Source organism: Streptomyces sp. NPDC103540 (assembly GCF_055584445.1).
The window spans coordinates 180,692-198,626 of record NZ_JBVJMA010000002.1 but is presented as its reverse complement, the minus strand read 5'-3'; the positions used below and the strand labels follow the sequence as shown (position 1 = coordinate 198,626).

General features: G+C 75.2%; 20 protein-coding genes. 15 read left to right on the top strand and 5 right to left on the bottom strand.

From position 1 onward, the window contains the following. Window positions 1–170: 170 nt before the first annotated feature. The gene (locus ACZ6ZI_RS05550; RefSeq protein WP_469516385.1) at window positions 171–1,157 is read right to left on the bottom strand and encodes a DMT family transporter; all 987 of its coding nucleotides are present in this window, start codon (window positions 1,155–1,157) and stop codon (window positions 171–173) included. 88 nt (window positions 1,158–1,245) lie between these two features. Next, window positions 1,246–1,920: an ArsR/SmtB family transcription factor gene (locus tag ACZ6ZI_RS05545; RefSeq protein ID WP_469517632.1), complete on the bottom strand. Its 675-nt coding sequence runs from the start codon at window positions 1,918–1,920 to the stop codon at window positions 1,246–1,248. Between the two features lie 279 nt (window positions 1,921–2,199). Here ACZ6ZI_RS05545 and ACZ6ZI_RS05540 point away from each other — a divergent pair, with 279 nt between their 5' ends. Next, a complete protein-coding gene (locus ACZ6ZI_RS05540) occupies window positions 2,200–3,240 on the top strand; it encodes a serine hydrolase domain-containing protein (RefSeq protein ID WP_469516381.1) in 1,041 nt (346 codons plus the stop codon). Window positions 3,241–3,363: 123 nt separating this feature from the next. Next, window positions 3,364–4,587: an MFS transporter gene (locus ACZ6ZI_RS05535; RefSeq protein ID WP_469516378.1), complete on the top strand. Its 1,224-nt coding sequence runs from the start codon at window positions 3,364–3,366 to the stop codon at window positions 4,585–4,587. Window positions 4,588–4,740: 153 nt separating this feature from the next. On the opposite strand, the gene ACZ6ZI_RS05530 is transcribed toward ACZ6ZI_RS05535, so the two are convergent. Both ACZ6ZI_RS05530 and ACZ6ZI_RS05525 read right to left on the bottom strand, forming a co-directional pair. After that, complete coding sequence (locus tag ACZ6ZI_RS05530; protein ID WP_469516375.1) at window positions 4,741–4,932, bottom strand: hypothetical protein; 192 nt, start codon at window positions 4,930–4,932, stop codon at window positions 4,741–4,743. A gap of 160 nt (window positions 4,933–5,092) precedes the next feature. Next, entirely contained in the window at window positions 5,093–5,299 is a 207-nt protein-coding gene (locus tag ACZ6ZI_RS05525; RefSeq protein ID WP_469516373.1) for a hypothetical protein, read from the bottom strand. 254 nt (window positions 5,300–5,553) lie between these two features. Between ACZ6ZI_RS05525 and ACZ6ZI_RS05520 the strand changes: the two genes are divergently transcribed. From ACZ6ZI_RS05520 to ACZ6ZI_RS05510, 3 genes are all read left to right on the top strand, one after another. Continuing rightward, complete coding sequence (locus ACZ6ZI_RS05520) at window positions 5,554–5,877, top strand: plasmid stabilization protein (protein ID WP_469516370.1); 324 nt, start codon at window positions 5,554–5,556, stop codon at window positions 5,875–5,877. A gap of 53 nt (window positions 5,878–5,930) precedes the next feature. Continuing rightward, on the top strand, window positions 5,931–6,653 hold the full coding sequence (locus tag ACZ6ZI_RS05515) for a ribonuclease H family protein (RefSeq protein WP_469516367.1): 723 nt from the start codon (window positions 5,931–5,933) through the stop codon (window positions 6,651–6,653). Between the two features lie 143 nt (window positions 6,654–6,796). Further along, a complete protein-coding gene (locus ACZ6ZI_RS05510; RefSeq protein WP_469516362.1) occupies window positions 6,797–7,639 on the top strand; it encodes a class I SAM-dependent methyltransferase in 843 nt (280 codons plus the stop codon). Window positions 7,640–7,701: 62 nt separating this feature from the next. Here the strand turns inward: ACZ6ZI_RS05510 and ACZ6ZI_RS05505 are convergent, their stop codons facing one another. Beyond that, window positions 7,702–8,052, bottom strand: a complete 351-nt coding sequence (locus ACZ6ZI_RS05505; RefSeq protein WP_469516359.1) for a hypothetical protein — start codon at window positions 8,050–8,052, stop codon at window positions 7,702–7,704. A 187-nt stretch (window positions 8,053–8,239) separates the two neighbouring features. Between ACZ6ZI_RS05505 and ACZ6ZI_RS05500 the strand changes: the two genes are divergently transcribed. The 10 genes from ACZ6ZI_RS05500 to ACZ6ZI_RS05455 all read left to right on the top strand — a co-directional run bounded on the left by ACZ6ZI_RS05500 (window position 8,240) and on the right by ACZ6ZI_RS05455 (window position 17,920). Next, entirely contained in the window at window positions 8,240–9,370 is a 1,131-nt protein-coding gene (locus ACZ6ZI_RS05500) for a phosphotransferase (RefSeq protein WP_469516357.1), read from the top strand. A 192-nt stretch (window positions 9,371–9,562) separates the two neighbouring features. Continuing rightward, complete coding sequence (locus ACZ6ZI_RS05495) at window positions 9,563–10,879, top strand: aminotransferase family protein (RefSeq protein WP_469516352.1); 1,317 nt, start codon at window positions 9,563–9,565, stop codon at window positions 10,877–10,879. Continuing rightward, on the top strand, window positions 10,876–12,702 hold the full coding sequence (locus ACZ6ZI_RS05490) for a 1-deoxy-D-xylulose-5-phosphate synthase N-terminal domain-containing protein (RefSeq protein WP_469516350.1): 1,827 nt from the start codon (window positions 10,876–10,878) through the stop codon (window positions 12,700–12,702). The genes ACZ6ZI_RS05495 and ACZ6ZI_RS05490 overlap by 4 nt, the downstream gene beginning before the upstream one ends. Beyond that, a complete protein-coding gene (locus tag ACZ6ZI_RS05485) occupies window positions 12,683–14,101 on the top strand; it encodes a glycosyltransferase (RefSeq protein ID WP_469516347.1) in 1,419 nt (472 codons plus the stop codon). The genes ACZ6ZI_RS05490 and ACZ6ZI_RS05485 overlap by 20 nt, the downstream gene beginning before the upstream one ends. Beyond that, window positions 14,098–14,931: an SDR family oxidoreductase gene (locus ACZ6ZI_RS05480; RefSeq protein WP_469516344.1), complete on the top strand. Its 834-nt coding sequence runs from the start codon at window positions 14,098–14,100 to the stop codon at window positions 14,929–14,931. Before ACZ6ZI_RS05485 ends, ACZ6ZI_RS05480 begins: the two co-directional genes overlap by 4 nt. Continuing rightward, window positions 14,928–15,695 (top strand): DUF1349 domain-containing protein, encoded by a 768-nt coding sequence (locus ACZ6ZI_RS05475; RefSeq protein ID WP_469516341.1) that lies wholly within the window; start codon window positions 14,928–14,930, stop codon window positions 15,693–15,695. Before ACZ6ZI_RS05480 ends, ACZ6ZI_RS05475 begins: the two co-directional genes overlap by 4 nt. Further along, window positions 15,692–16,576, top strand: coding sequence for an exonuclease/endonuclease/phosphatase family protein (locus ACZ6ZI_RS05470; RefSeq protein ID WP_469516339.1), 885 nt, complete (start codon window positions 15,692–15,694; stop codon window positions 16,574–16,576). The genes ACZ6ZI_RS05475 and ACZ6ZI_RS05470 overlap by 4 nt, the downstream gene beginning before the upstream one ends. A gap of 28 nt (window positions 16,577–16,604) precedes the next feature. Then, the gene (locus ACZ6ZI_RS05465; RefSeq protein ID WP_469516335.1) at window positions 16,605–17,321 is read left to right on the top strand and encodes an HAD family hydrolase; all 717 of its coding nucleotides are present in this window, start codon (window positions 16,605–16,607) and stop codon (window positions 17,319–17,321) included. Between the two features lie 113 nt (window positions 17,322–17,434). Continuing rightward, complete coding sequence (locus tag ACZ6ZI_RS05460) at window positions 17,435–17,722, top strand: response regulator transcription factor (protein WP_469516332.1); 288 nt, start codon at window positions 17,435–17,437, stop codon at window positions 17,720–17,722. Window positions 17,723–17,782: 60 nt separating this feature from the next. Further along, the gene (locus ACZ6ZI_RS05455) at window positions 17,783–17,920 is read left to right on the top strand and encodes a hypothetical protein (protein WP_469516327.1); all 138 of its coding nucleotides are present in this window, start codon (window positions 17,783–17,785) and stop codon (window positions 17,918–17,920) included. The last annotated feature ends 15 nt before the right edge of the window (window positions 17,921–17,935 follow it).

Here is a 17,935-nt window from a genome sequence, read left to right as displayed (position 1 = left end):
TGCGGGGCCGAAGTCCCAAGGCGCTCCGGGTCGGGTCTTGGGTCGGGAGGTGCGCCAAGCCGTGTGGAAGGGGCGCGTCGAGGGCCCGCGCGGCGCACGGGCCCGGGCGCCCGGGGCCGCGGCGGGGGCGGTGTCCCGTCGCGCCCGGGGCGCGGCCCCGGCGCGATCCGTCAGGCCCCGGCGCGCCGCTCCGGTGCCGGGTCGGGGGCCGGTGGCGCGGCGCCGGGGGAGGCTCCGGGCGCGGTCGGGGCGGGCTCCGCAGCCGGCCGCCTGCGGGAGACGGCAACCCCGGCCAGGCACAGGGCGCCGCCCAGCAGCGTCAGCCAGGCCGGCACCTCGCCCAGCAGCGCCCAGCTCAGCAACACCACGATGGCCGGGACGGCGTACGTGGTCGCGCCCAGCTTCCCGGCGGGCATGCGGGCCAGGGCGTAGGTCCAGGTGGTGAAGGCCAGGGCGGTCGGGACCACCCCGAGGTAGACCATGTTCAGGGTCGCGGACAGCGGTGCGCGCGGCACCTGCGCCACCAACTGCCCCGCGAACGGCAGGCAGACGACGGTGCCGACGAGGCAGCTGTACGCGGTGATCTGGAGCGGAGTGCCGAAGGACAGCGCGGGCTTCTGCGCGATCACGCCGGTCGCGTACGCCACCGCCGCCAGCAGGCAGAGCACGACCCCGAGGACCGACGTCGACCCTTCGGCGCCGGACGAGGAGGACATCGACAGGCCGACGACCACCGCGCCCACGAAGGACACGCCCATGCCCGCCAACAGCCTCGGCGGCAGCCCCTCGCCGAGCAGCCGGGCCGCGAGCAGGGCCATCAGGATCGGGCCGGTGTTGACGAGCAGCGAGGCGGTGCCCGCGTCCACCAGGCGCTCGCCCCAGTTCAGCATCACCGTGTAGCCGAAGAACCAGACCACGCCCGACACCACGATCCCGCGCCACGCGCCCCGTGCCGGCAGGCCCTCGCGGCGGATCAGGAGCAGGACGGCGAGCACCAGCGAGGCGGTCAGCAGCCGCCCGAGGGCGAGTGCCCCGGGCGCGTACGCGGCGCCGGCGCTGCGGATCGACACGAAGGCGGAGGCCCAGGCGAGGACGGTGAAGGAGACGGCGCCGACGGTCACGACATGGGGAGGGATCAGGCGGAGGCGGGGTGTCATGGTGTCCAGACTAGCCCCGCCATATTTCGGCGTCCACCGAAATAATCGGCGCCTCTCGCCTTCCCCGGGCGCGCCCCGCGCGCCCCGCTCAGCTCCACGCCCGCGGGGTGATCCCCAGCAGCTCCGCGAAGGCCCGCTCGCCGGCCTCCGTCACCAGGAGTCCGCGCCCGCCCCCCGGCGGACGCCGCACCCAGTCCGCCTCCAGGGACCGCGCGCACAGCCGGGCCCCGGCCAGTCCGCCCAGGTGGCGGCGGCGTTCGGTCCAGTCCAGGCAGGAGCTCGCCAGGGGCCTGCGCCCCGCCTGGGTCAGCCCCACGCCCGCCCGGGCGCACCACTGGCGTCCGGCCTCGGTGAGCTCGAAGGCCCCGTCCGTGCGCAGCAGGCCGTCGCGCTCCAGCGCGTCGGTCACCGCCATGCCCAACCGTCCCGCGAAGTGGTCGTAGCAGGTGCGGGCGCGCGCGAGCGGGTCGGGCGCGGAGACGACCGGCTCCGCGTGGGCCGCGTCCCGGTCGGGGATCGCGTACGAGGCCAGCTCGTCGATCAGCCGGGCCGTGGCGGCGTCGGCGATCCGCACGTAGCGGTGGCGTCCCTGACGCTCGGTCACGCAGACGCCCGCCTCCATCAGACGGACCAGGTGGCCGCTGACCGTGGACGGCGCGACCTCGGTGATCCGGGCCAGCTCGCCGGCGGTCCAGGCGCGCCCTTCGAGCAGGGCCATGCAGATGGCGGCCCGGGTCTCGTCGGCCAGCGCCCCGGCGAGCATCGCCAGGCGCGCGGCGGGCGCGGGCGCGTCGGAGGCGGGGGAGTCGGGGGCGGGGGAGTCGGGGGCGGGGGAGGCGGCCGGGTCCCCGGCGGGGAGGTGATTCATCCCTCCAGGGTGCCCCAATACTTCGTCCTACGACGAATGGTTGACCGGGCCGTCTTCCGGTGGGCGGGGTCCGCGCCGTCCGGGCCGTCTCCTGCTCAGGTCGCACGGAGCCCGCCCGGAAATCATTACGAGGGCTGACCTGCCGCACGGGCGGCTGCGCCGATGATGTCGACCATGGATCGAGAACTGGGCACCCTGGTGCAGCAGACCGCCGACCGCCTGGCCGAGGGGCGCGTCGGCGTCGTGGTCGCCGCCGTAGCGGGCGACCGCGCGGAGATCAGGGGCGCGGGCCGTACCGGCGCGGGCGGCGCCGACGGGGACGCTCCCGGCCCCGACACCCTGTTCGAGGTGGGTTCCGTCACCAAGGTGATCACCGCCCTCGCCCTGGCCCGCCTGACCGTCACCGGAGCCGTGGACCCGGACGAGCCGGTCGCCGCCTTGCTGCCCGGGGGCGCGGTCGTCCCGGAACGCGACGGAGTCCGCATCACCCCGCGCCACCTCGCCACCCACACCTCCGGCCTGCCCCGCCTGCCCAAGGGCATGCTCCTGACCGCGCTCCTGCACCCCTCGAAGCCGGACCCGTACGCCGACTGCACCGCCGACGTCCTGCTCTCCGGGCTCGCCCGTACCCGGCTCGGCGCCACCCCGGGCAAGCGGTTCCGCTACTCGAACCTCGGCGCCGGCCTCCTCGGCCTGGCCCTGGCCCACCGCACGGGCACCCCCTACGAGCGCCTCGTCGTCCGCGACGTCTGCGCCCCGCTGGGCATGGACGACACCCTCGTGACCCTCGACCCCGCCCGCGCGGCCCGCGCCGCCCGGGGCCACGACCGCCGCCGGCGCCCCGTACCGCCGTGGAACCTGGCCGACCTGGCCGGAGCGGGCGGCCTGCACTCGACCGCCACCGACCTGGTGGCCCTCGTACGGGCCCAGTTGGACGGCGGCCCCGCCGAACTGGCCGAGGCGATCCGCGCGAGCCGGGCCGTGGAGCACCGCAGGAACCCCATGGGCCGGGTGCACCTCGGCTGGATGTCCCACCGCCTCCACCCCCGCCAGGGATCCCACCTGCAGATCTGGCACAACGGGGGCACCGGCGGCTTCTCCTCCTACGTCGGCTTCGACCCGGAGAAGGGGGTCGGCGTCATCGCCCTCGCCAACACCGCCCGCGCGGTGGACGGGCCCGCCGTCGACCTGCTGAGGACCCTCCAGACCGGATGACCCCGGGGGCGTCCGGCGCTCCGGCGCGGAGCCTCGAACGCCGGGTCGGGCCGGCGGTCCCGTACGGCCCCGTACGGAGCATCCCGCCGTGCCCACCGCCGGCGACCTGCATTGACTGAGGGCATGGACTCCGAGACGACCGCCGCAACGCCCGCGCCACCGCCCACGAGCCCACCCGTGCCGGCGGCGGCGTACCGCAACCTCGTCGTGGCCACGGTCGGCTTCACGCTCACCTTCTGGGCGTGGGACCTGATCGCCCCCCTCGCGAGCGACTACAAGGACCGCCTCGGCCTCGACTCCTTCCAGCAGTCCCTGCTCGTCGCCGTGCCCGTCCTCGTCGGATCCCTCGGGCGCATCCCCGTGGGCGCGCTCACGGACCGCTACGGCGCGAAGCTCATGTTCCCGCTGGTGTCCGCGCTGACGATCGTCCCCGTGCTGCTGCTGATCCCGGCCCGCGACAGCTACGGGCTCATGCTCGTCGTCGGTTTCCTGCTGGGACTGGGCGGCACGACCTTCGCCATCGGGGTCCCGCTCGTCAACTCCTGGTTCCCGCCCGCACGACGGGGCTTCGCGCTCGGGGTGTTCGGCATGGGCATGGGGGGCGTGGCCCTCTCCGGGTACCTGACCCCGAGGATCGCCCGGCACGGCGAGAACCTGCCCTTCGTGGTCGTCGCCATCGGCCTGGCCGGCTACGCCGTCCTGGCGGCCTTCCTCCTCAAGGACCGGCCCGACCGCCCCGTGCCCTCCGCGTCACTGGGCGCCCGACTGCGCCAGGCCGGCCGGCTCCGCGTCACCTGGGAACTCTCCGCCCTCTACGGCATCGGCTTCGGCGGGATCGTCGCCTTCGGCGTCTACCTGCCCACCTACCTGAAGACCTGGTACGAACTGTCGCCGACCGACGCCGGTACCAAGGCGGCCGGGTTCGCCCTGGTCACCGTGGTCTTCCGGCCGTTCGGCGGCTGGCTGTCGGACCGGGTCCACCCCGCCTACGTCACCGCGGGCGGACTCCTGCTCGTGGCGCTCATGGCGATCGTCCAGGCCTTCGACCCGGGTCTGGACCCGGTCGGCACCATCGCCCTGCTGTGCATGGCGGCCGGTCTCGGCACCGCGAGCGGCAGCGTCTTCGCCCTCGTCTCGCAGGTCACCCCCCAACCCCAGGTGGGCAGCGTGACCGGGATCGTCGGCGCCGTCGGCGGCCTGGGCGGCTTCGTCCCCCCGCTGGTCATGGGCGCCATCTACAGCGCGAAGGACTCGTACGCGATCGGCTTCATGCTGCTGTCCGACCTGGCCCTCGCCGGCTGCGTCTACGCCTACGGGCGGATGCGCACGGCGGGCCGCGACCGCTGACGGGCCGCGACCGCTGACGGGCCGCGACCGCTGACGGGCCGCGACCGTTGGCGGGTCGCGGTGCCGCACGGGTCGCGACGCCGAACGGCCCGAGGAGGCCGAACGGCCCGGGGCCGGCGGTCGCCCGACCGCCGGCCCCGGACCCGTCACCCGCTACCGGACGGCCGCGCGGAAGGCCGCCATGCAGGGGGCGCAGTAGCGTTCGGTGCCCCGCTCGGTGTCCGCGGCGGCCTGGGCGGCGTGGCGGCCGCACAGGGTGGTGCCTTCGGGATCCTTGGCGAGGACGTGCCACAGGATCGTGCCGGGATCCGCGTCGGGTTCGGCGTACATCGTGTACACGGGCATGCCCTCCTTCTCGGTGGGGGACGCAATGAAGGGCCCGTGTCCATGAGAGGGCAGATCGGCCGGAGGGGCCAACGGACGTAGGCCACTCGGGGGGAAACGCGGGCGAGGGCGTTTGGAACGGCCGGGTACGCCGGACGGCCCCACCCCCCGGCCCTCCCCGCTACACCTCCGGTACGCCGAGTGTCCTGCGGGCCTTGCGGACCGTGAGCCGGGCGAGGTCGGAGGGGGTCGGACGGCGGGCGCCGTCCTTCTCCCCGCTCCCCGCCGCCTCCGCCGCCCGTTCGCCGGCCGGGGTCGTGCCCGGGTCCCGCGGCGCGGCCGGGCGCGCGGGCTCTTCGTCGGTGCGGCGGGCGTCGTGGCCGGTCATGGCGTCTCCTGTCGTACCGGTCGAGGGTGCTCTGGTGTGCCGCGGAGGCGCGCGCGCTGGGGTGCAGCCCATGTTCGGCACCGCGGCACGTCCCGCGTCTGTCCGTTTCCGCCCCGCCCAAACACGGCCCGGACGCGGCCCCGCGGCGGGCCGGGCATGCACCGGCGGGCCGCGGGTAGGCGCCCCGTGATCCCGGAGGGCGGCGGCGCCCGGCGCCCCCGTCCGGCCGGGCCGTACCGACCCGGGGAGCCGTCATGCCGCGCGGATCGAGCCCCAAGCGCGAACGCCAGTACGAGCACATCAAGGAGAGCGCCGAGGAGCGGGGCGAGAGTCCCGAGCGGGCCAAGGAGATCGCCGCCCGGACGGTCAACAAGGAACGGGCCCGTGCCGGCGAGTCGAAGACCGCGAGCCGGACCTCCCTCGACGACATCTCCTCCGCCCGGCGCGGCGGGCTCCGCTCCCACACCGGGGCCCAGGGGCCCACGTACGACCAGCTGTACGAAGAGGCCAGGCGCCGCGGCGTCCACGGCCGTTCCTCGATGCGCAAGGACGAGCTCAAGCGGGCGCTGGGCCACTGACCCCCGCCACCGGCCCGCGCGGACCCGGTCACCGCGTAGGGCATGATCGGGGGATGTCTGAACGCATCATCGCCGCCTGTGACGGAGCGGCCAAGGGCAATCCCGGCCCGGCCGCCTGGGCCTGGGTCATCGCCGACCCCGCCGGAACCCCCGAACGCTGGGAGGCCGGTCCCTTGGGCCGGGCCACCAACAACGTCGGGGAACTGACCGCCCTCCAGAAGGTGTTGGAGGCGGTGGCCGTCGGCACCGCCATGGAGGTGCGGATGGACTCGCAGTACGCGATGAAGGCCGTCACCCAGTGGCTGCCGGCGTGGAAGCGCAACGGCTTCAAGACGGCCGCCGGCAAGCCCGTGGCCAACCGGGAGCTTGTCGAGGAGATCGACCGGCTGCTCTCCGAGCGGGACGTGACCTTCGTCTACGTGCCCGCGCACCGCGAGGACGGCGACCACCTGAACGCCATCGCCGACCAGGCCGCGAGCGATGCCGCCGTCTCCCAGCAGGCGGCCGGCACGGCCCTGGGCGACACCGACCCGCCGGTGCCCGCGCCCGCCCGCTCCGCGCCGGCCCGTACCGCGGCCACGCGCTCCGGCTCGGCCGCGACGAAGAAGAAGTCGGCCTCCGGCCCGGCGGCGGGCCGCGGCGCCGCGCGGACCATCAAGGCGAAGTACCCGGGCCGCTGCGCGTGCGGGCAGCCCTACGCCGCCGGGGAGTCGATCGCGAACAACGGGAAGAGCTGGGGCCACCCGGCCTGCGCCGGCGCCGCCGCGACCCCCTGACCCGGCGACCGGGCCCGAAGACCGCCGGCCCGGGCCTCCGCCCCGACCGCCCGGGCCCGCCGCCCCGACCGCCTCGGGCCCCCGCGCGAGGCGCCGTCGACAGGAACCCCGGCCCCGGCCAGACTGGGCGCGGAGGTGCACACATGACGGACGCCGAACGGCCCGACGGAATGCGGCCCGAGGTCCGGGAGACGTACGGGCCGGCCGACCTCAGCGCGGTCCCCGTCTTCGCGGGAGGCTTCATCAACTTCGGCTACTGGCGGCCCACGGACCTGGAGGGGCCCGTCACGGTCGCCGACCGCGTCCGCAGCCAGCAGGACCTGTACCGACACGTCCTCGACGCGGCCGGCCCGGTCGTCGAGGGCGGCGAACTGCTGGAGGTCGGCTGCGGTCTCGCCGTCGGCTGCGCCCTCGCCCTGCGCGAGTACGCTCCGGCCCGGATCACCGGCATGGACATCCACCCCAGCCAACTGGAGCGCGCCCGCCGCGCCCGGGCCGAGGACCGGGACCCGGCGGATCCGGACGCGGCCGACCCGGACCGGCTGCGGCTCGTGCTCGGCGCGGCGGAGCGGATGCCGTTCGAGGACGGCGGGTTCGACGCCGTGTACAGCGTGGAGGCCGCCCAGCACTTCGACGACCTCGCCGCCTTCGCCGCGCAGACCGCCCGCGTCCTGCGCCCCGGCGGCAGGGCCGTCGTGACCAGCTTCTTCGCCCCGGACCCCGGGGCCGCGCCCCGGCTGGCCACGTTGCTGGACACCTTCGCCAAGGGCCTGGACATCGCCCGCCCGCCCACCGAGCTGACCGCCGCCTTCGACCGGTCGGGCCTGACCGACGTCCGCTGCGAGTCCATCGGCGCCTCGGTCTGGCCCGGCTGGGACCACTGGCTGTCGGAGCAGTGGGAACCGGGCACCTGGCCGCGGAACTTCCTGCGGGCCTGGCGGGAAGGGCTCCTCGACTACTACGTGATCACCGCGACCCGCCCGTAGAAACCCCCGCCCCGCCCCGCCCCGCCGGGCCCGGTCCCCGCCCCGGGACCGGCCCCGGGGCCCTACCACTTCCGGGCGAGCGCTTCGAGCGGATTTCGCCGGTCGGCCCGCGTCACGCCCCGGGCCGCGGCGACCACGTCGGCGATCCAGGACGCGGCACGCGCGTCGCCCCCGAGCCGTGTCGACAGCACCCCCGTGAGGCCCTGCGGCCGGTCCTCGTGGTCGAAGGTCTCCAGGACGAGTCCGGCGAGCGGAAGGAAGTCGCCGCGCTCGGCGGACCGGACGGCCAGGGCCATCCTCTCGCGTATGTGCTCCATGCCGGCGCCTGCCTTGAACGCGCGCCAGAACAGGGCGTCGTGACGCCCCGGCAGATCGTTGAGGAGGGAGGCCAGGCGCTGTTCGTGCTCGTTCACGGTGCGCTCCTTCGCGTCGACGTCGGGCCAGTATCGACGCCCCGCCCGGCCGCGGACACCAGGACGGCGCGAGGGAAACGTGAGCCGTGCCTTAGCCCGCTGCGGAACAGTGCCGAGAGAAGCCCTTCCGCCCCGGCGGGCCGGCCTCGCGCACCAACCCGCACGTCTGAGGAAGAAGGCACCGCCGATGAACGACGCGGCCCCGGCAGGAACGGCACAGTGGGTGCGCCACGTCCTCGCCGTCCACTGGGGCGGGGCCTGGGGCGACGCCGTGATCGGCCCGCTCACCGTCGACGGCGCGGCCCCGCTCACCCACACGGCGGGACTCTGGCGGGTCACGGCCCCCGACGCCGCTCCGGGACGCGACCACGTCCTCAAGGTGCAGCTGCACGCCGAAGCCGTCCGCCCCGCCCGCTTCGACGCCCTCAAGGACCGCGTCCTCGCCCACTGCGCCCGCCTGGCCGTGCCCGTCCTGCCCGCCGTACGGGCCGCCGACGGCCGCCCCGTCGTCCGCCACGACGGGGTCCCGTGCGAGCTGCTGCCCCACGCTCCCGGCGGTCGGGCGGGCGGCGGTCGGGCGAGCGGCCGCCGCGCCCAGGCCCAGGCCGAGGCCATCGCCGTCACCGGGCTGGACCTGCGCGAGGCGCTCGACGCCCTGCCCCGGGACGTCGCCGCGGAGCTGGCCGACGTACACCTGCCGCTCCTCGTCGACGAGGAGCACTGGCCCACCGCCCTGCGGGACGCCCTGGGGCGTCTGCTGCCCGCGGCCGAACGCGGCGCGGGCGACGACCCCTGGCACCGCGCCGCCGCCCGGGTGCTGCGCGAACTGCGCGACGCGGCGCCGCTGTTACCCGGGGCGCCGCAGGCGCCCACCCGACCCCGGGTCGTCCACGGGGACCTGCACGTCCACCACTTCCTGCTCACACCCGCGCGCACCCCGGGGGCGACCCACGACGGCCCGGCCCGCGTCCGCGCCGTGCTCGACTTCGACAACCTCCAGGTCGCCGATCCGCTCCTGGACCTCGCCTGGACCGCCGACACGGTGGCCCTCGCCTGCGGCCCCGACACGGCCGCCGCCCGCGAGGTCCTCGCCGGCCTCCTGCGCTCCGCGTACCGCCGCGGCCTGATGCGCCCCGGCGACGAGCGGCTCCTCATGCCGCTGCTCCTCGCGCACTCGCTGCCGGTGATCGTCGACATCGCCAAGGACATCCTCGACCGGGACGTCCTCGAACCCCAGTGGCTCGCCTACTTCGAGCTGCTCTCCCCGGCGCGCAGACTCGCCGTCCACGCCCTGCTCACCGACCCGGCGCCGCACTGAGCCTCCCCGGGTCGAGGCGAGTCGAGCAGAGCCGGGCGCGAACCCCGAGCCCGAACCCCGAGCCCGAGCGCGGACCGCCTCCGTACCTCCCCCGTCCGCCCGCGGCCCCACCGGCCGCCACCGACCACCTCCACCACCGGTCCCTCGTCTCCCGCGCCCTCCCCGCGGGACCCGTCCGTCAAGGAGTCGAACATGACAGCCGTACGACCGGAACCCCTCTCCTCCTGGCCCTCCGACCTCTCGGCGTTCGCGTTCGAGGTCCCGCACTCGCCCGAGGCGCTGCTCTTCGAGTCCGCCAAGGGCATCCGGCTCACCGACACCACCGGCCGCGGCTACCTGGACGCGCTGTCCGGGGTCTTCGTCACCTGTTTCGGGTACGACTGCGAGCCCATCGTGAGCGCCGTCGCCGACCAGCTGCGCACCCTGCCCTTCAACCCGCCGCTGCACGGCACCAACCGGCCGGCCCTGGAGCTCGCCCGCGCCCTGGTCGACCTCGCGCCCCCGGGCATCACCACCGCCAAGCTGGTCAACGGCGGTTCCGAGAGCGTGGAGGCGGCCATCCGCCTGTCCCGCCTCCACCACCGGGAACGCGGCAACCCCGGCAAGGTGAAGATCCTCAGCTACTACCACGGCTACCACGGCGCCACCTTCGGCTCCCTGTCCCTGACGGGGCGCCCCGACGTCACCCGCTTCGGGCCGGGCCTGCCGGGCGTCGTCCACGTGTGGCCGCCGGACTGCCTGGAGGCCTTCTGGGACGTCCCGGCGGAGCGCTCCGGCGAACTGGCCGCCGCCATGATCGAGCGGACCATCGAGGCCGAGGGCCCCGACTCGGTGGCGGCGATCGTCATGGAACCCGTCATCCACCTGCGCGGCATGGCCATCGCCCCCGCCGACTACCTCGCCCGGATCCGCGAGGTCTGCGACCGCCACGGCGTCCTGCTGGTCTTCGACGAGATCGTCACCGGCTTCGGCCGCACCGGCAGCCCCTTCGCCGCGCAGACCTTCGGCGTCACCCCCGACATCCTGTGCGTCGGCAAGGGCATCTCCGGCGGGTTCGCCCCGCTGGCCGCCGTACTGATGGGCGGTCACATCGCCGAGACGCTCGGGAAGAAGGGCGGCCCGGTGTCCTTCGCCCCCTCCCACACCTACGCCGCCAACCCGATGGCCGCCGCCGCGGGGCTGGCCGCCGTCACCCACTTCCGCGACGGCGGCTACCTCGACCGGATCGCCGCCCTCGCCGCCCACACCGAGCCCCGGCTGCGCGCGCTCGTCGAGGGCCGCGGCACCCTGCGGTCCATCGGCCTGCTGTACGGCCTGAAACTCGTCGCGGACGGGGAACGCCTCGGCGAGCGGGTGGCCTCCGCCTGCCTGCGCCGGGGGCTGATCATCCGGGGCCAGGACGACTGGGTGGTCCTCGCCCCGGCCTTCGTCACCACCCCCGCGGAGGTGGACGAGATCCTGGGGATCCTGGGCGAGGCCCTCGACGAGGTCTGCGGGGCCGGCCGGTGACCGACGCCCCCTACGCACGCTTCGCGTCCCCCGCCCGCGAGGCGTTACCCCGCCTCACCGCCCGGGAGCGCGACGTCGTCCTGCGCGAGCTCGCCGAACTGGAACGCCACGGCCGCGCCGGCGCCCCCCTCCTGGAGAGCCTGCGCGAGACGGCGGCCCGCGTCCCCGAACGCCTCTACGCCGACAGCGCCGAAGTCCTGCTGCGGATGCACGAGATCGCGGGCTCCGGAAACCTCCAGAGCAACCTGTCCTCGCTGCCCCTGGTCCGCGCCTGCTTCGCCCACGACCTCGTCGACGGCCCCGGCGGGGGCGGCGGTGTCGACGCCGGCGGCGAGGGCGGCCGCGCCCCGGCCGAACTCGTCGTCGGGCGCGGCCACATCGCGCCCGCCTTCTACGCGGAACACTACGTACGCGGGTCCCTGCCGTACGTCCCGCTCACCACCCTCCACCAGGGCGGCCTGACCGGCGTCGTCCACCGCGACCTGGGCTTTCGCAACACCATGCGCTACAGCCTCGGCGTCGGCGTGGCCCAGGCCGTCAGCCTCGCCTGGGAGCTGACCCGACGCGGCGACGGGCACCGCAAGGTGGTCTGCCTCGCCGGCGACGGCGAACTCCACGAGGGCGCCGCCTTCGAGGCGTTGCGCTTCGCCCACGACGCCGGCCTCGCCAACCTGCTGCTGGTCGTCGACGCCAACGGCAAGGGCATCGAACCGCTGTCCAAGCCGCTCAACACCGGCTACCTGGCCGCCTACCTCGGCACCCTCACGGAGGTCGACGGCCTCGACGACGGCGCCGTCGAGCAGGCCGTCGGCGACCTCCTGTCCCGACCCGGCCCGGCCGCCCTGGTCTGCCGCACCCGCAAGGGCGACCACAGCTTCAAGCCGGCGGACGCGGGGCGCGCCCCCGCCACCCCCGGCCCGGTCTCCTTCGCCACGACCGCCGGACGGCTCCTCGCCGACCACCGCGAGCGCACCGGCGAGGAACCCGTCGTCTTCACCCCCGACATGGCCGCCCGGTTCGGGCTGCGCGGCCACGTCCCGTACACCAACACCGGACTCGCCGAGACCCTGACCGTCGGCATGACGCTGTCCCTGCCCGACGAGGTCACCAAGGTCGTCGCCACCGACGCCATGTACTACATGGACTCCCTGAGCATGCTCACCGAGGCCACCACCAGCGTCCGCAACCTGCTCGTCCTCGCCGGACGCAGCTGGGGAGCGTGGGGCGGCGCCCACAACGCCACGAACCTGCTGGGCCAGTTGCTGAACACCCGCGTGTACGAGCCCGTCACCGCGGCCGAGTTCCACGCCTGCCTCGACCGGCTCGCCGCCGACCCGGCGACCACCCACGTGCTCAGCATGACCGACGCCGCGTTCGAGCCCCCCGCCCGGGACTGCGCCGCCGACATCGACGCCGGCGCGTGGCTCACCCCGCCCGGCGCCGGTGACGACCCCGAGGTCGCCGTGGTCACCTTCGGCTACGCGAGCGTGCTCGTCGACGCCGCCAACCGCGACCTCGGCGTCCCCCACCTGCACTGCGCCTCGCTCACCCCCCGACTCGACCCCGCTGACATCGATGTCCTGCGCCGGGCGCGGCACGTCCTGAGCGTCGAGTACAACGGGGCCGACTGCGGCTTCGGCGAACGCCTGCGCGCCCGCCACCTGCTGCCCCTGGAGGTCCACGCGGTGCGCGCGGACATCGACACCCGCGTCCACCGCCGGCAGCTCCCGCTGCACGGCATGGGGCCCGGACAACTGCGCGAGCGGCTCGCCCGGTTGGCCGATCAGCGGAAGGGAACCGGCCATGCGCCTGCATACGCATGACTACCGGGCCCCCGACACGCACGGCATCGTGGACGGCGCGGTCCTCATGCACCGCGAGATGTCGCGGCTGCTGGCCCGGCGGGGCTCCGTCGTCCTCCACGACCTGACCTCGGGACCCGACTGCGTCGCCGGGCTCGGCGGGGACGACGTGGTGTACGCGGGCAGCGGTCCGTACGCCTTCCTCTACCACCACTGGCGGGAGGTGACCGGAGGCGACTTCCGCATCGTCCGCGAGGCGCACACCGCCCTCTGGTCGGGCTACTGGGCGCAGGAGGAGCTGTGCGCGCCGCTGGTCCGCTCCGGCGACCTGGCCCTCTTCCCCACCGCTTACACGCGCGACCTGTTCGCCCGCCACTTCGACTCCGTCACCGACCGCGTGACCGACCGCGTGACCGGCGGCGGCGCCGGCGGGGGAGCGGGCCCCGGCTCCGCCGTGGCCTACCCCATGCTGGACCGGCTGCCGCGCCGCGCCGCGCGCCCCGTACCGTCGCCCGGCCGGACCCTGCGCGTCGGCTACCTGGGGGCGCTGTCCCTGGCGAAGAACTTCGACCAGGTCCTGTCGGTGTTCGCCCGGCTCCACCGGCACACCGGCGGCGCCGCGACCCTGGTGTGCGCGGGCAAGCCCAACGACCCCCGCTGGGAGAGCGCCCGCGTCCACGCCGACCTGCGCGCCGCGGGCGTGCCCGAGACGGCCGTCCGGATGGAGGGCGTCCTGGCCCAGGAGGAACTCACCGCGTTCTTCGAGGCGGTCGACGTCCTGCTGTTCCCCAGCACGGCCTCGCGCGAGACCCTCGGGAGGGTCGTGGTCGAGGCGTTGACCCACGGGGTCCCCGTCCTGGCCGCCGACATCGGCCCGGCCGTCGAACTGCTCCCCGCGCGCAACCTGCTCCCCACCGCCCTCGACACCGCCACCACCTTCGACATGGGGCGCGTCGGGCCGCTCGGCCGGATCGACGAGGACCTCCTCCTGGAGCGGCTCCTCGCCCGCGACTTCGAACCCGCCGCGCTGCGATCCGTCACGCCCTACACGGACGACGCCTTCCTGCGGGCCCTCGAAGGCCACCCGCCCGCGCCCCCCGAAGGCGCCGACACCACCCTGCCCGCGGCCGTCCGCGTACCCGCCCGCACCGGCCCCGCCGGCGACGCGGCGGCGGCCACCGGGCTGTTCCGGGACTTCTTCGCCCGCCGCGACGAGGCCCTGACGGCCGCGCTGGACGCGCGGGCCGCCCGTACGGGAGCGGACGATCCGGCGCTGCGCCGCATCGTCGCCGCGCCCGAGCGCAACCTCGCCGACTACCGGGCCTTCCCGCGCCTGCTGGACGCCCTGGTCCTGCCCCCGCTCGCCTACACCCTCGAAGCCGCCCCGACGGGCGCCGCACCGACAGGAGAGACCGCATGACGACGCTCGACGACACGAGCCTGACGGGACGGGTGGCGCTGGTCATCGGCGGCGGACGCGGCATCGGCGCCGCCGTCGCCGAGGCGTTCGCCCTGCGCGGCGCCCGCGTGGTCGCCGCCGACACCGACCGGCTGCCGTCCACGTTCAACCACTACCGCTCCACCGCCGTCACCGGATACACGGAGGCCCGCGAACTGGCCGACCGGCTCACGGCCAAGGGCCTCGACGTGACCGCCGCCGAGGTCGACGCCACCGACGAGGAGGCCGTACGCCGCCTCTACGCGGGGATCGCGGACGGCCCCGGCCGCCTCGACACCGTTGTCAACGCCTTCGGCGTGACCCACGTCAGCCCCGTGGAGAGCATGGAACTCGCCGAGTTCCGGCACGTGGTCTCCGGCAACCTCGACGGGGTGTTCCTCTCCTCCCGCGCCGCGCTGCCGCTGCTGCGCGCCTCCGGCGGCGGCTCCATCGTCAACTTCTCCTCCGTGTCCGGCCGTTCGGGCTTCGCGAAGGTGGCGCACTACTGCGCGGCCAAGTTCGGGGTCGTGGGCTTCACCGCCGCCCTCGCCCAGGAGGTCGCGAAGGAGAACATCCGCGTCAACGCCGTCTGTCCCGGCATCGTCCGCTCCAACATGTGGCAGTACCTCCTCTCGGAGTTCGTCCGGCCCGGCGAGACGGAGGAGGAGTGCTGGGAGCGGATGCGCGCGATGGTCCCGCAGCGCGAGTTCCAGACCCCCGAGGACATCGCGGGACTCGTCCTCTACCTGGCCTCCGCGCCCCGCGTCACCGGCCAGGCCATCAGCGTCGACGGCGGGATGTCGGCGCCGTGACCGACCTCGACCGTCCGGAGGTCCCCGACCGTCCCGAGCGCCGCGAACCGGGCGAGCGCCGGGAGCCCCGGGAACACCGCGACCCCGGACCGTACTTCGTCCACGCCGCGCCCCTCGACGAGGCCGACGACGCCGCCGAGGCGGGTGCCGGTCGCCCCGCCCCGCTGTCCACGGTGCCGGCCGGGCACGCCCTCCCCTTCGACGACCCGGGCTGGTCCTTCACCGGACCCGGCGGCACGGCCCTGCGCGACGCCGCGGGCCTTGAGGTCCGCGCGGAATGCGGCGCCGACCTGTTCGCCATGCCCGGCTGGTACGAGGCCGACGGCGTGCCCCTGTTCGGCCGGACGCTCACCGGCGACCACATGCTGTGGACCGACGTCACTGTCCGGGGCGGGACCTTCGGCGACGCGGGCGGCATCGTCGTCCACGGCGACGACGGCTGGTTCAAGGTCTGCGTGGAGCGCACCCGGGCGGGCGGCTGGGCGGTGGTCACGGTCGTCTCCCGACCCCTGTCCGACGAGGCCGCGGGCCCCGCCCTGGCCGGTCCCCGCGCCGAGCTGCTCGTGACCCGCGACGGCGCCCGGCACGCCGTCTTCTGCCGGGAGGACCCCGACGAGCCGTGGCGGTTCGTCCGCACCTTCGTCGGCGACGCCGGTCCCCGGGTCCGGGTCGGCCTGTTCGCGCAGGCGCCCTTCTCCGAGGGGTGCGCGGCCGGTTTCACCTCCGTGCGCTGGGCCCCCGTCGCCCTGGCGGACCGCCGGTGAGCGCCGCCGGGCCCGTGACCCCCGCCGACCCCGCGGCCCCCGGCGATGCCGGGACCGACCTGGTGATGTTCTGGAACCTGTACGAGGCCGGCATCGAACGCCTCGCCGGCCGGCACGAACGCTGGCGGGCCCAGGTCGACCTCGTCACCGCGCTGCGCCCCCGCGTCCTGCTGACCACCGAGGGCTGGGGCTGGCACCGCGACGAGGGGGCGATGTTCGAGGACGCCAAGGCGGCCTTCGGGATGGACGGAGAGCTGTTCCTCGCGAAGACCGGCTGCCACCAGGCCGTGTTCTGGCAGGGTGACATCGAGCGGGTGTCCGACGAACGGCCCGCGCACGCGCTGACGCACTGGCACGGGCACGGCCTGGTCACCCTGCGGCTGCCCGGCTGGAGCACCGAACTGCGGTTCCTGGTGGCCCACCTCGACCCCTTCAGCCCCACCGGGCGGCGCGTCGAGTCGGACCACCTGCGCCGGTACGCCGACCCGGCGCGGGCCCCGCTCGTGGTGGGCCTGGACGCCAACAGCCTCCCGCCCGGCGACCCCGAGCCCGACTGGCGCCGGGTGCCCCGCCACCGTCGCGCCGACCACCTCCTGGACGGCACCGACCGCTCCGACCGGGCGCCCCTGACCCGGCTCCTCGGCGACCGCGGCGACCCGCTCCTCGTGGACGCGGGCGCCCACCTCGGGAACCGGTCGCCGACCTACGGGACGATCCCGCCCACCGAGGCCGCGCGCCGCATCGACCTGCTCCTGCTCTCGCCCGCGCTGGTGCCCTCGCTGGCCGCCTACGCCTCTCCCGACCCGTGGCCCGAGCCCCGCGACGGGCGGCTCCCCGCCTCCGACCACCGACCCGTCACCGTCCGGCTCCGCCGCCGGTGACCCGTACCCCGAAAGGCAGGCGACCCCGGTGCCCGAGAGGACCCGCCACCACGACGCCGTCGTCTTCGACCTCGACGGCACGCTCGTGGACTCCGTACGCCCCGACTTCCTCGCCTGCTCAGCCCTGTTCGAGCGGTACGGGCTGTCCCTGCCGCGGGAGCGGTGGGCGCGCGAGGTGTGCGGCCGGCCGCAGGGCTACCCCGTGCTGTTCGCCCTCCTGCGGGAGGGGCTCGGCCCCGGGGCGGGCGCCGGCGCGGCGCTCGACGACGCGCGGCTGAGGAGGGAACTGGAGTCCCGGTGGGAGGAGTTCATGACCCCCGAGCACGTCCGCCTGCTGCCCGGGGTGCGAGGGGCCCTGGAGCGGTCCCGGTCCGCCGGCCTGCGTCTGGCGGTCGCCTCCTCCTCCCCCGGGGAGTGGGTGCGCCGCTGGCTGCGCCACCACCACATCGAGCACCACTTCGACGCCGTCGTCACCGGCGACGACGTCGTCCACCGCAAACCGGCTCCCGAGGCGTACCTGACGGCGGCGGCGTCCCTGGCCACGCCGGCGCGACGCTGCGTCGCCGTCGAGGACTCCCTCACCGGCATCCAGGCGGCCCGCGCCGCCGGCATGACCGTCGTGGCCGTACCCACCGCCCTGACCCGGGCCCTGGACCACACGGCCGCCGACCACGTCCTGACCGACCTGCGGGCCGTCGACCTCGCCGCGCTGCCGGCCGGGAAGGCCGTGCGCGCCCGACCCTGACACCGCCCGGACCGCCGGGCACGGCCCGGTACCGCCCGGACCGCCGGGCACCGTCCCGTACAGACCAGCACCGACCACGAGCATTCTTGCGCGAAAGGATGTGAGTCGACGTCATGATCGACAACCTTCAGGAATCCCTCTCCACGCTGTCACGGCGCGAACGGGAGGTCCTCGTCCACCTCGCCGAAGGGCACACCTATTGCAAGATAGCCCGCCGCATGGGCCTGAGCGTCCACACCGTCGACACCTACCTCCGGCGCATTCGGGGAAAGACCGGCGCCACCACCCGCATGCACCTCGCATTTCTCGCCATGTGCGCCGCCCAGGGAAATGCTCCGGCCCCGACGGCGGTCCCGAAATCCCGTGACTTGGCCGCCTGGTCGGACACCGGCACAGTATGAACAGGAAACGGCGAACGGAACCGAAAGGAATCCGCGAGCCGCGTCCGATCGAAAATCGAGTTGTTCCCGATATTCGATCCACCAGAGATTCCCGAGCCGATCGGGATAACCGAGAAGAAGGAGAACGCCATGAAGAAGATGGACCTCGCCGCCAAGGCCACCGAGACCCGCACCCTCCAGATCCACCGCCAGCGCTGATCCACCGGGAAACAC

Bases quoted from the DNA above. Each gene is read 5' to 3' on its own strand.
- ACZ6ZI_RS05485 (WP_469516347.1), top strand. From the start codon at position 12,683: ATGCGCCTGCATACGCATGACTACCGGGCCCCCGACACGCACGGCATC.
- ACZ6ZI_RS05495 (WP_469516352.1), top strand. From the start codon at position 9,563: ATGACAGCCGTACGACCGGAACCCCTCTCCTCCTGGCCCTCCGACCTC.
- ACZ6ZI_RS05480 (WP_469516344.1), top strand. From the start codon at position 14,098: ATGACGACGCTCGACGACACGAGCCTGACGGGACGGGTGGCGCTGGTC.
- ACZ6ZI_RS05520 (WP_469516370.1), top strand. From the start codon at position 5,554: ATGCCGCGCGGATCGAGCCCCAAGCGCGAACGCCAGTACGAGCACATC.
- ACZ6ZI_RS05545 (WP_469517632.1), bottom strand. From the start codon at position 1,920: ATGCTCGCCGGGGCGCTGGCCGACGAGACCCGGGCCGCCATCTGCATG.
- ACZ6ZI_RS05500 (WP_469516357.1), top strand. From the start codon at position 8,240: ATGAACGACGCGGCCCCGGCAGGAACGGCACAGTGGGTGCGCCACGTC.
- ACZ6ZI_RS05510 (WP_469516362.1), top strand. From the start codon at position 6,797: ATGACGGACGCCGAACGGCCCGACGGAATGCGGCCCGAGGTCCGGGAG.
- ACZ6ZI_RS05540 (WP_469516381.1), top strand. From the start codon at position 2,200: ATGGATCGAGAACTGGGCACCCTGGTGCAGCAGACCGCCGACCGCCTG.
- ACZ6ZI_RS05460 (WP_469516332.1), top strand. From the start codon at position 17,435: ATGATCGACAACCTTCAGGAATCCCTCTCCACGCTGTCACGGCGCGAA.
- ACZ6ZI_RS05515 (WP_469516367.1), top strand. From the start codon at position 5,931: ATGTCTGAACGCATCATCGCCGCCTGTGACGGAGCGGCCAAGGGCAAT.
- ACZ6ZI_RS05525 (WP_469516373.1), bottom strand. From the start codon at position 5,299: ATGACCGGCCACGACGCCCGCCGCACCGACGAAGAGCCCGCGCGCCCG.
- ACZ6ZI_RS05535 (WP_469516378.1), top strand. From the start codon at position 3,364: ATGGACTCCGAGACGACCGCCGCAACGCCCGCGCCACCGCCCACGAGC.
- ACZ6ZI_RS05550 (WP_469516385.1), bottom strand. From the start codon at position 1,157: ATGACACCCCGCCTCCGCCTGATCCCTCCCCATGTCGTGACCGTCGGC.
- ACZ6ZI_RS05530 (WP_469516375.1), bottom strand. From the start codon at position 4,932: ATGCCCGTGTACACGATGTACGCCGAACCCGACGCGGATCCCGGCACG.